Here is an 11,313-nt window from a genome sequence, read left to right as displayed (position 1 = left end):
TCCTTTCTATATTTGTTGTTTGGTAACTATAATTATAAAAAGTCTTTGACATGAATAAAAGGCCTACCGGCAAGGTAATTGCTGGCGGCCTTTCCTTATTTTTTGCCTAAAAATATTTTACTTACTCCCATTTTGTATAAATTTTGAATTTGTGGTTATTAATTAATTATTTAAGATATCTCATAGGTATTATATAGTATTTTTTTATAAAAATACAACCCAAAAACTTACTAATTTGGTTCCGTTTATGCTCAGATTTTTACGTTTTGTGCCAAATATATTAACATGTTTGTTTATATATGTTAATGTGATTATGTCATTCTGTTCTGGATTGCCATATGGAATTAAACCATGGTAATATATTTAGGGAATAAGTATTTTTTATAAAAAAGATAATATGTAGTCATACTTAAGATTACAATTATACGAGGAGAAATTTATGAAAAAGATAATAATAATATTATTTACTATAATATTATTAACAGGTTGTATGAATAAAGAACCTAAAAACATGAATAATGAAAAATTTTATTACGACAATTTAATAGAGATAATCACGCCGGATAAGTCAAAGGTTATAAATTTCGATAATACCAGAGAAGGATTTCATGGTGATGGAGATTACTATGTGGTGGTTCAATTAGATATACATACAGTAAAGGATTTTTCAGATAAAGCTTTAAAAAGTGGTAAATGGAGCAAATTACCTATAAGCAATGAGGAAGTAAAGTCCTTTATATATGGATATGAAAATAAGGACGGAACATATAAATACGATGGACATAGTAAAGGAATACCTAGTGACATAAAAAATGGAATATATTATTTTAGAGATATATATGTAGAAAATTATCCGAAGGAAAAGGACACAAGTATTTTAAGAAGACCAGCATATAATTTTATATTCTCAATTTTAGATTTGGATACAGGAAAGTTATATATTTTACAATCAGATTCATAAATAACTATATACAGTAAATTTATCAATAATTTTACTAAAAAGAGTTTATGTAAACCATGAAATGATACTGGTTTTTGGATAATGATTAAAAGAGCTATCAAGAATAGCTTGATTTTAGGTAATTTAGCACCATATTCACGCTAAAGAGTAAAATAATAAAAATATAAAAGAATGAAAAAAGCTTCAAGAATTTAAAAAGATTCTGGAGCTTTTTTAGTTTCTAATTTTAAATTTAAATAAACTAATTGAGTAAAATACTGTACTGTATCTCAATAGAAGTAAGCTTTATATATTTATTTTTCACAATATGCTGTGCAGAAATAAGGAAAAAATAATACAATTTATAACTTAATGGAATATGCATAAAGAAAATATTGAAAATACTATTAATTGAGAGTAAAATGTAAACAAGTATTGTTTTAGAAATGAAGAGAAATAAACATTGGTTTAAAAATATATAACAAAAGGAAAAACTCTTGAAGGTGAAAGTTTGGCCACGGACACCATTCAAGAGCTACCAGTAAAGATAGAAAAACTGCGAAGACACTTTTTCTACTTCAAATACTTACTTTATAATATACCCTTAGTTTAATATATTAAGCATTTATAGTCAATAATTATTTTAATAATTTTTATAGACTTGGAATTTTGTATTATAAAGTAAGTATTTGAGGTAAATGTCTTCTATCTGGTGGGGAAAAAGGATGGGGGTCATTTTTTATGTTGGCCAGACAGTTAAGTATAGATGATTATATAAAAGATGTGGTGAGGAATTTAATAGATGTTGATGTTGAGATAACAGCTTCACAGGATAAAATAGATGAAGCCGCAATTCAAATAGATGCTCTCCACAATATAGATGATGGGTACATAACTATTGCAGTTAAGAGGGAAAAGTCATGGATTCAGTACCACTATAATGCAGAAGAGCTTAAAGCTAATATCGGGAAGGTGTTAAGCATTGAGGGTATCAATGTATATTTAACTCCAAACAGTTTTTACAAGCCTTTTAGGAGGATTGAAAATGTAAGAAAGTTAAATTCATTATACATAGATATTGATTATTATAATCTAGAGAAATTTAGAGATTTAACATCGGAGCAGATAATATGGCAGCTGGAGCAGGATTATTTCGGAGTGGATGTTCCGGAAGCAAGTTTTATTGTCCTTACAGGAAGGGGAATAGCAATATACTGGCTTATAGAGCCAGTTCCGTATAAGGTCCTTCCTCTGTGGAATGCAGTTCAGAAATATTTCCTAAAAAAGCTTAAAGATATAGGTGGAGATGAAAAGTCAATAGATGCGGCCAGAGTTATGAGGCTTTCAGGAAGTGTAAATCAGAAAAGTGGAATGGCGGCAGAGCTGCTGCTTTATAATACAGACAGGTACATATTAAGGGATATACAGAAGGATTACCTTCCAGAACTTACGCCCTATGTTAAGAATCCCTATGAAAAGAAAAAGGGCAGAAAGCCTAAGGTAGTTAATTTTTATAATTTATACAGCCTCCACTATGCAAGACTTCGTGATCTTGTGAAGCTTCAGGAAATGAGAGAAGGAATGTGCAGGCGTGATGATGGTTCTTTAAGTGAAACAGGAATTAGAGAATTTATGTGCTTTTTATACCGCTACTGGAGCTGCTGCTATGAGAGTGATATTGAAAAGGCGCTAGAATCTACTCTGGAGTTTAATAAAGGGTTTAAAAGACCTCTAGAAGCTAGTGAGGTTAAAAAGGCCACAGAAAGCGCACAGAAGGCCTATAAAAGATGGCTGGAGGATAGCCCTTCCGGTATATATAAAAGAGGTGGCTATAATTATAAGAATGAAACATTAATTAAGAAGCTTAATATTACAGAGGAAGAAATGAGATATCCTCTGGATACTATAATTAATGCTAAGGAAGTTAAAAGAAGGACAAATATTAGAGTTAAGAAATATCAAAAAGAACAGCGTAGGAATGAGAATGGGTTAACCAAGAGGGAACAGGAAAAGCAGGATAAGATGAACAAAGTTAAGGAATTATTAGAAAAAGGATATAAAAAGGCTCACATAGCTACGGAGTTAGGGATTTCAAGGCAAATGGTTTATAAATACATGATGGAACTAAAAGTGTAAACTGAAACGTTACTATAATATTATGGGGTTTTACCCTGGTTCCTCTCTTTTATTCTACTAAAGTGTACTATGTCCTATTATATTACATAAGGAGTGTTTTAATATGAATTATATTTTTGTTATTCCACCTATTATACTTATATCTTTTATTTTATATTTAATAATTATTAGAGTGAGAAAAATAAAGAGACAAGATACAGCAATTGCACTTACTGTAAGAAAATACAGTTACGGAAGTCTTATTTTGTCTATTCTTTGGTTCTTAATAGCCTTTCTTTCTTTCATAATCTTTAAAAAAGAATTTAAACAAATATATGGACTCTTAGTACCTAAATACATAAGTCAATGGAAGGATTTATTTTTTCATTATGATGATTTAATAAATTTAAGAAATATGTTTATGAAGAATGAAATGTATTTAGAAGCTTTGAATGTTAGTAGTTATATAAGCAATGGATTAGTTCAGTTTTACATTGGAATAATCCAAGCCTTAGTAGGAATTGTTTGGTTAACGAGAAGTTTTGACAAAGATAGTATATGTAAAGACGGTATATATACTAATAATAGATATTATAAATGGAAGAACATAAAAGCTTATAAATGGGGAGAACTTGAAAGTAAAGAAAATAGAAAAGAGCATCTGCAGTATTATTGTTTGGAGTTTGAAGTATATAGTCTTATAGCATATAGTCCTATAATGAAGAAAGTGTTTAACCTTAATGGAATTAATAAAATTAAAATGAAAATAAGTGTTAATGATAAACAAAAGGTTGAAGAATTTTTAAAAAAGAATACGGTGGATGGTTAAGCATGGATTTAATCAATTAAACTGGTTGCCTTAGAAATATCTTGATGATGGTTCTTTAAGTGAAACAGGATTTAGATAATTGCTGCTATGAGAGTGATACTGAAAAGGCGCTAGAATCTACTCTGGAGCTCTAGCACCTAGTGAGGTTAAAAAGGCTCATATAGCTAAAGAGTTAGGGATTTGAAGACAAATATAAATGAACTTCAAAAAGTGTAAACTGAAACGTCACTATAATATTGTATAGGTTACTCAGTAATTTTAGTTAGTATTAAGGAGAACTTATGGTTATTGTATCATGGAATTGTAATGGAGGATTTAGAAATAAATTTAAAGCTATTCAACAGTTTAATGCTGATATTTATGTAATACAGGAATGTGAAGATCCAGCAACAACAACAGATACTGAATATAAAAACTTTGCAAGTAATTATCTATGGGTTGGTTATAAAAGTAAAGGTTTAGGTATTTTTGCAAAGGATGGTGTGATTTTAAAAAATAATAATTGGAAAACGTATGGTTTGGAATGGTTTATTTCTTGTTCAATTAATAATAAATTTTCTTTATTAGGACTATGGGGATGTGGTAGTTATATAGAAGATATATATGTATATCTTCAGATACATAAAGAAAAGTTTAAAAATATATTAATCTGTGGTGATTTTAATAGTAATAGCTGCTGGGATAAAAAACATAAACGTAGAACTCATACAGCAGTAGTGAATGACTTGGAAGCTCTTAATTTATGTAGCTATTATCATTTAAAAGAAAATGAATTTCAAGGTAAAGAAAGCAAACCTACCTTTTTCTTGTATAAAAAGAAAGAAAAGCCTTATCATATAGATTACTTTTTTCATTATAAAGAAAAGTTAATTAATTTAGAAGTAGGTAGTTTTGAGGATTGGATATCCCTAAGTGATCATATGCCTATAGTGGTTGAAATTAAGGATGAATAGTAGGATTATTATGTTGGAGTATATAAATAAAAGATTAAAATAATATTTACTCTTAGGAGTAAAAGAGTAAATACATAAAATATTAAATACTCTGGATTTAAATTATAGATAAGGGGTTTCAGTATGCATGGGTTCTTAGTGAACCTTATAAATTTGAAAAGCCTATACCGTATAATCATCCAAGAGGGGCGGTTACATGGGTTAGGCTGGATAATGAAATGATTGCAGTAAAGAATTTTTTATAAATCCATGACTAATTTTTACCTATTTTTTAAAAATAAAAATTAGGTACTTGAAAATACTTAAAACTTACGATATAATATTTTTGAAAAATAAAGGAATATTTTTCATATTTTTTTACTAGCAACAACTTAGGTACTTGTAGTACTTAAATGAATGTTGATTTATGGAGGAATGTTATGAACATAATAAATAAATACAATAATACTAAGCTTTTTAGTTCAACATTAAAAGCTTATGACTTATTTAAAGGACATGCGCCAAGGGAAGAAGGTTGTTTATTAACTTTGGGAGCATTCTTCATTAAATGGATAAATGATTCTAAAAATAGATATGATTGGGTTATTTCACCTGAAACTAGTTGGGATTATATAAAGCAAAAAAAAGATAATTTGCCCCAAACATTAAAATGTATTGGAAAAAAATTAGAAAAAGATAATCCTATACTAAAGGGAATATTTACTTCATTATGTTTTAATTATATAGATTTATTAGAGTTATCTTATTGGCACGAAATCATTAATTTATATGATATATTCGACTTTACTCCTGATAATTCAGAGGAAGTTATTACTGGTCCTTTTATAGAATCTATATTAGAGCAATTAAATGAGGAGTTTAGTTTTTATGGAATTATTTCCCCACAATCATTAAAACTATTAATTTCAAAATTATTTAAAATTAATGAAGGAATGAGTATTGGAGATATTACATTAGGATCAGCAGGTTTTTTAGCACAAACGAGTAAAGAGGCTAAAAGTAAAAAATTAAATATTAGTAATATTAATTTTTATGGTCAGGATATTAACTTTAGAATATCTCTTATAGCAAAGCTTAATCTATTTTTACATGGAATTACCAATTTTGATATAACAGTAGAAGATACATTAAAATTTCCAAAACTAGATTCAAATAATAAGGTAGTTGAATTTGATATTATATTATCAAATTTACCTTTAGGAATGAGATGGAGTGAAGAAGTTAGCCATGATAGATTTAATAGATTTAAATATGGTTTACCTGATAAACGATATGCTGATTGGCTGTTTATACAAAGTGCTATAGCTAGTTTAAAACCAAAGGGAAAGGCAGCGCTTGTAGTTAATAAAGGAACACTTATGAGAAGCTATGAAAAAGAAATAAGAACTAGAATTATAGAAGATGATTTAATTGAAGCAATAATATCATTGCCCGAAAATTTATATAGAGGAACATCTATTCCTATAGATATTTTAATTATAAATAAAGATAAACCTATCTATAGAAAAAATAAAATATTGTTTATTGATGCAAGTAAAGAATATGAGAAAAAAGAAAAAGGTAAAAATATTTTAAATGAGGAACAACTAAATCATATTCTCAACACTTATCACAGTGAAATAGAAGAAAAAGATTATAGTAAATATATAGATTATAAGGAAATTGAACAAAAAGATTTTAGGTTAGATAGTGTAGAATATGTGAAAGAAAATGATCTTAAAATCTCACATTGTAAAATGATTCAGCTAGGTAAAATTGATAATCTTAAAATTAAAAGAGGACTTCAAATATCAAAGAAAGATTTAGAAGTAGTGTCTGATAATACTGTTGCAACACATTATTTTTTAAAGATAAGTGATATACAAGATGGAAAAATAGAGTTTAATGAAAGGATAATAGCTAAATCCGAGAAATGGGTGGATTCATTTGGATTAAAGCCTAAGGACATAGTTATATCTGGAAGAGGAAAATTAGTTAAAGTAGCTGTTTATGAGGAATATATGCCGCCAGCAATTATTTCAGGCAACCTTATGTATATTAGATTAAATCCTAAAAAATATGATGTTGATTTTCTTAATATTTATTTAAATAGTCCACTTGGAAGTCAGCTGTTAAAGGATATTCAGTTTGGTTCTAGTATTGTAGCGTTAAATCCATCTAGAATGAAAGAGGTACTAGTACCAGATATTCCACTTGAAGAGCAACAAAGATTAGTTTGTAAATTTAAAGATAATGAGAGAATCTACCAAGAAAGCATCGATAAAGCAACTGAGATTTACGATAAAAATGTTAAAAGCATTTATGAAAAGATTGGAATTATAGAGAAATAAATATTATATTAAAAAACACATAATTAAAGGGGATGGGAGTATGGATTACAAATTAGATTATGATGATTTAAGTAAGGGGTTTAAAAGTATAAAAATAGGTACTTTAGATAAAGAAGTAATTGAATTATTAAAATTAAATAGAAATAGCTGTGACATAATTTTATGGGAAGATAGATTTAAATATATAGACAAACATAAGGAAGATTTTGAAACAGAAGAAGCTTTCAAAGCTCATATAGAAGAAATTCCTAATATAATAAAAAGCCCTGATTATATAGCAAAACATCCTAAAAAAAATAGTATAGAATATATAAAAAAAATTGATGAATTGATGTTAGTTGCTATAAGAATAAAACAAAAAGGAAATTTAGCTTTTAGGTCAGCTTATCCATTAACAAATGATCAGCTACAAAGATATTTAGAAAGTGGTACTGCATTTAAAGTAAATAAATGATATTGACATTATGGTATATAAATGATATCATTAGAATATAATATAGAGGATAGATTATTTAAGGGCAGAACAGGCAGCTGCCACGCCTTATGAATAAGGTCTTTAAAGAGATGTAGGGGTGCCATCCTACTAAATAATCTGTCTACGAAAAAAAGCTACTAAATTATTTAGTAGCTTTTTTTCGTATTGATAACTTTAAAATAAGCGTAAAGATATTGATCTTTACGCTTAAAAATTTCCAGCAGAAAGGATTATTTTTACTAGTTTTCTCTCGGTCCCATAAATCTATCTCCATTCAAATGAATAAGATGATTCGGCTTATAAGCAATCATATTTCAGTTTCCCAAGCTATATCTTCTATGATTGCCTTTTGAAGTGCATTATGTTTACCTGGTTAGAATTTTAGAATTTCACTGTCAATTTTCACTGGGATTTTTAATAAATCTCTTCGTTTTTCATACCTGTGAACAAGTGAAGTATTTTTGTTTTTATACTTGGTGTTAGTATAATATTATAGACACAGAAAGCCGAACACTTTAAAATATAAATAAGAAAAGGAAGTGTTTATAATGGCAAGAGATCAAAAATCTAAATAAGAAGCTAAGCAAGCGAGAATTAGAAAATAATAGGATATGCTATGTCTAAAACTATAGATACAGTATATATTATTAATTATATACCAATAATAATATATATAGATAATATTTGTTAATATATGAATATAAAATATCTTAAATTGATATTTTATATTATTTTTCGATATTGAAGTATAATTAGTAGTTGATATAATTTAGATATTAGTAAAAGTTGAATTTAAATGAGGAGATAATTATGCGAGAATTATGTAATAGATTAAGTAAATTCAAAATAGCAGAAATAGAATCTGAAATTATTAAGTTATTTTTGGTACAAAATAATATAGATGTAATGAATGTAAGGAATAATTTCATTAAAAATCTTATAAGTAATTATAATAATGAAGAAATAAGAGATTTACTCAGTGAATATCAAGATATGTGGCAGTTAAAACATATTGATAATTTATTTGAAGGTTTAATTGAAAGTGCAAATAAGAAACAAAATGGAGCTGTATTTACTCCAAGATATATAGCTGAATATATAATTAATAATACAGTAGAGAATTTTACAAGAAATTCGAAGATATTAGATCCAGCTTGTGGCTCAGGAGCTTTTTTATATGTATTGGCTGAGAAGTTAAATGATCAACATGAAATAAGTATTGTAGAAGCTATTGAAAATAATATTTATGGTATAGATATAGATGAAAATCATGTTAGAAGAACAAAGATAATCTTAAGTTTATTAGCTTTAAAGTCTGGAGAAGATAGAGATGTTATTAATTTTAATATAATTCATTCAGATTCATTAAGAAATAATTGGAAGGATTTATTTGAATTAGAGTCTTTTGATTATATAATAGGGAATCCACCATATGTTAATACTCATGATATGAGTGGAGAAGTAAAAAAGTATCTAAAAGAAAATTTCATAACAACAACTAAAGGAGTATATAATATATTTTATGCTTTTATAGAACAAAGTATGAAGTATTTGAGCGAAGAAGGTACATTAGGATTTATAGTACCTAATAATTTTATTACGATTGATGCAGCAGGAGAATTAAGAACATTTTTAACAAGTAATAGCTATATTTATAAGCTTATTGATTTTAATTTAAATTTAGCATTTAATCCTGTAAAGACATATAATGCAATTGTATTTTTAAATAAAAAACATAATAATAGTATTAAATTTTCTATACTAGATAGGAATGATAATATAGAAGAAGAATTACTTAATACAAACTTTAATGAGATAAATTATGCTGATTTAGATCAAAAAAGATGGTGTTTATTAACAGAAAGAGATATTGAAAATATAAGAAGGATAGAAAATGGATATAGAAATATTAGGAATAATATAAGAACAGGTATAGCAACGTTAAAAGATAAATTGTATATGATAAATACAGCTGAAGAGGATCAGGAATATTATTATACTTTTTATAATGGTCAAAGATACCCAATTGAAAGAAGTATTATAAAAAAGATAGTAAAAGTATCTGACATGCAAAATGATGAGGAAGTAGCAAATTGTAGAACTAAAATAATATTTCCATATGAAAAAGGAGAAAATGGATTTCAAATAATAGCAGAAGATAGTTTAAGAGATGAATATCCAAGATGTTATGAATATTTAACTGAAATAAGAGAGGAATTAGATACTAGAGATAAGGGCAAACCTAATTCAGTAGCTTGGTATGCATATGGAAGATCTCAAGGTTTGAATAAGTATGGAGAAAAATTACTTTTTTCTACATTTAATAATAGACCAAGATTTATGCAAGATAATGATGATACTTCATTATTTTGTAATGGATATGCACTATTTTTAGATGAATATGAAGATATGCATGTATTAAAAAAGATATTAAATTCTAGAATTATGGAATATTACATTGATAAGACAAGCTATTCTATTGAAGGTGGATATAAGTGTTATCAGAAAAAATATGTTGAAAGATTTTCAATTCCACATTTAACAGAAGAAGAAATAGATTATTTAACAAATGAAAATAATACTGATAGAATAAACGAATTTTTAATACAGAAATATGATATAGACATAGAAATTTGATGGGTTAGATAACAGAAGAGATAAAATAATTATTTATTGAGTAAAGATTTTGAACTTAGTGATGAGAATAGCAATGTATTATCTTATGATGGAAGGTCTTAGGGTATAGATTATTTTTACTGTAAGAGGTTCTTCAACATTCTTCTTGTATTCTAAAAAAATAAGCTGCAGAGCAGCTCATTTTTATATTTCTAGTTCTTGGTTTGTTGTTATTACAACTCCAGCAGAGTCTTTAACCTTTAAATCACCAGATGATGTTATGAAAATGTTTTTTTCAATTATAGCATCCATAGCATCTGATACATCAGCAGCGTCTAAATCTTCTTTTACATCCTTAACTCTTACTGCAGTTTTCTTACCACCAGCAGTTNCCTCCTACATATTAGTTAAAAGATTTTCATTTTCTTTGAAGATTTCAGTAGCAGGATCTTCAAGAAATTTTGATACAGCAGTTGCTACTACAAAAACATCTTCATCAGTAGCAGTAGGTTTTAATTTAGTAAGTCTTTGTTTTTTGTAGAGCTCCTTACCTTTTTCGTCCTGTCCAAAGTGGTATTTGATTGCTACATCACTTTTTACAAGTGTTGATTTAGCCATAATAACAGCCCCTTTCTTTTTAATTTCAAATATATATATGACTTAGGGCTAAGAATTGAGATGAAAGTTGAAATAATTTTCCATTGCTCTTCTCTATCGTTGTGGGCAATAATGCAAAGTAAGAATTATTATATTTTACCAGGTGGAATTTACATGAGAATAGAAACGACAAATAGATTAACAGAGAATCAGATGAGTGAAATTTTAAATTTAGAAACAGTTGCTTTTCGTGAAGATCATTTGGAAAACCATGCTTTTTTATCAAACGAAATTAACTTTGACAAGACATTGTAGTGCTTCTATATGGGGATTGCAAGTAAAGAATTTTAAAAAGCAAGCTAAATTGGTTACTTTTTTTAAACATTATATTATAATATTAAATCATATAAAGTATATCCTATACCCATAATTATAAAAAGACTAAAAAACATAATTAA

At 27.3% G+C, this 11,313-nt stretch carries 9 protein-coding genes and 1 pseudogene; 8 read left to right on the top strand and 2 right to left on the bottom strand.

Annotated elements, in window-relative coordinates; genetic code table 11:
- Nucleotides 1-439: 439 nt before the first annotated feature.
- From OIO11_RS00280 to OIO11_RS00250, 7 genes are all read left to right on the top strand, one after another.
- Nucleotides 440-961: a hypothetical protein gene (locus OIO11_RS00280; protein WP_268069338.1), complete on the top strand. Its 522-nt coding sequence runs from the start codon at nt 440-442 to the stop codon at nt 959-961.
- A 720-nt stretch (nt 962-1,681) separates the two neighbouring features.
- Nucleotides 1,682-3,076, top strand: coding sequence for a helix-turn-helix domain-containing protein (locus tag OIO11_RS00275; protein WP_268069337.1), 1,395 nt, complete (start codon nt 1,682-1,684; stop codon nt 3,074-3,076).
- Between the two features lie 103 nt (nt 3,077-3,179).
- The gene (locus OIO11_RS00270) at nt 3,180-3,884 is read left to right on the top strand and encodes a hypothetical protein (RefSeq protein ID WP_268069336.1); all 705 of its coding nucleotides are present in this window, start codon (nt 3,180-3,182) and stop codon (nt 3,882-3,884) included.
- Between the two features lie 281 nt (nt 3,885-4,165).
- The gene (locus OIO11_RS00265; protein ID WP_268069335.1) at nt 4,166-4,837 is read left to right on the top strand and encodes an endonuclease/exonuclease/phosphatase family protein; all 672 of its coding nucleotides are present in this window, start codon (nt 4,166-4,168) and stop codon (nt 4,835-4,837) included.
- Between the two features lie 419 nt (nt 4,838-5,256).
- Complete coding sequence (locus OIO11_RS00260) at nt 5,257-7,167, top strand: N-6 DNA methylase (protein ID WP_268069334.1); 1,911 nt, start codon at nt 5,257-5,259, stop codon at nt 7,165-7,167.
- Nucleotides 7,168-7,207: 40 nt separating this feature from the next.
- The gene (locus OIO11_RS00255) at nt 7,208-7,621 is read left to right on the top strand and encodes a PBECR3 domain-containing polyvalent protein (RefSeq protein ID WP_268069333.1); all 414 of its coding nucleotides are present in this window, start codon (nt 7,208-7,210) and stop codon (nt 7,619-7,621) included.
- Nucleotides 7,622-8,452: 831 nt separating this feature from the next.
- Complete coding sequence (locus OIO11_RS00250; RefSeq protein WP_268069332.1) at nt 8,453-10,279, top strand: HsdM family class I SAM-dependent methyltransferase; 1,827 nt, start codon at nt 8,453-8,455, stop codon at nt 10,277-10,279.
- Nucleotides 10,280-10,462: 183 nt separating this feature from the next.
- Here OIO11_RS00250 and OIO11_RS00245 read toward each other — a convergent pair.
- Together OIO11_RS00245 and OIO11_RS00240 are read right to left on the bottom strand one after the other, a co-directional pair.
- Nucleotides 10,463-10,636 (bottom strand): annotated as a pseudogene (locus tag OIO11_RS00245) (DUF2922 domain-containing protein); the annotation flags it as partial.
- 18 nt (nt 10,637-10,654) lie between these two features.
- Complete coding sequence (locus tag OIO11_RS00240) at nt 10,655-10,876, bottom strand: DUF1659 domain-containing protein (RefSeq protein ID WP_268069331.1); 222 nt, start codon at nt 10,874-10,876, stop codon at nt 10,655-10,657.
- A gap of 153 nt (nt 10,877-11,029) precedes the next feature.
- Between OIO11_RS00240 and OIO11_RS00235 the strand changes: the two genes are divergently transcribed.
- Nucleotides 11,030-11,170 carry a hypothetical protein gene (locus OIO11_RS00235; protein ID WP_268069330.1) on the top strand — a complete coding sequence of 47 codons (141 nt, stop codon included), beginning with the start codon at nt 11,030-11,032 and terminating at the stop codon, nt 11,168-11,170.
- The last annotated feature ends 143 nt before the right edge of the window (nt 11,171-11,313 follow it).

It is taken from the genome of Clostridium sp. ZS2-4 (assembly GCF_026719745.1).
Lineage (GTDB): Bacteria > Bacillota > Clostridia > Clostridiales > Clostridiaceae > Clostridium_H.
Note: the sequence above shows the minus strand (reverse complement) of the source record. Positions and strands in the feature narration are given on the sequence as shown.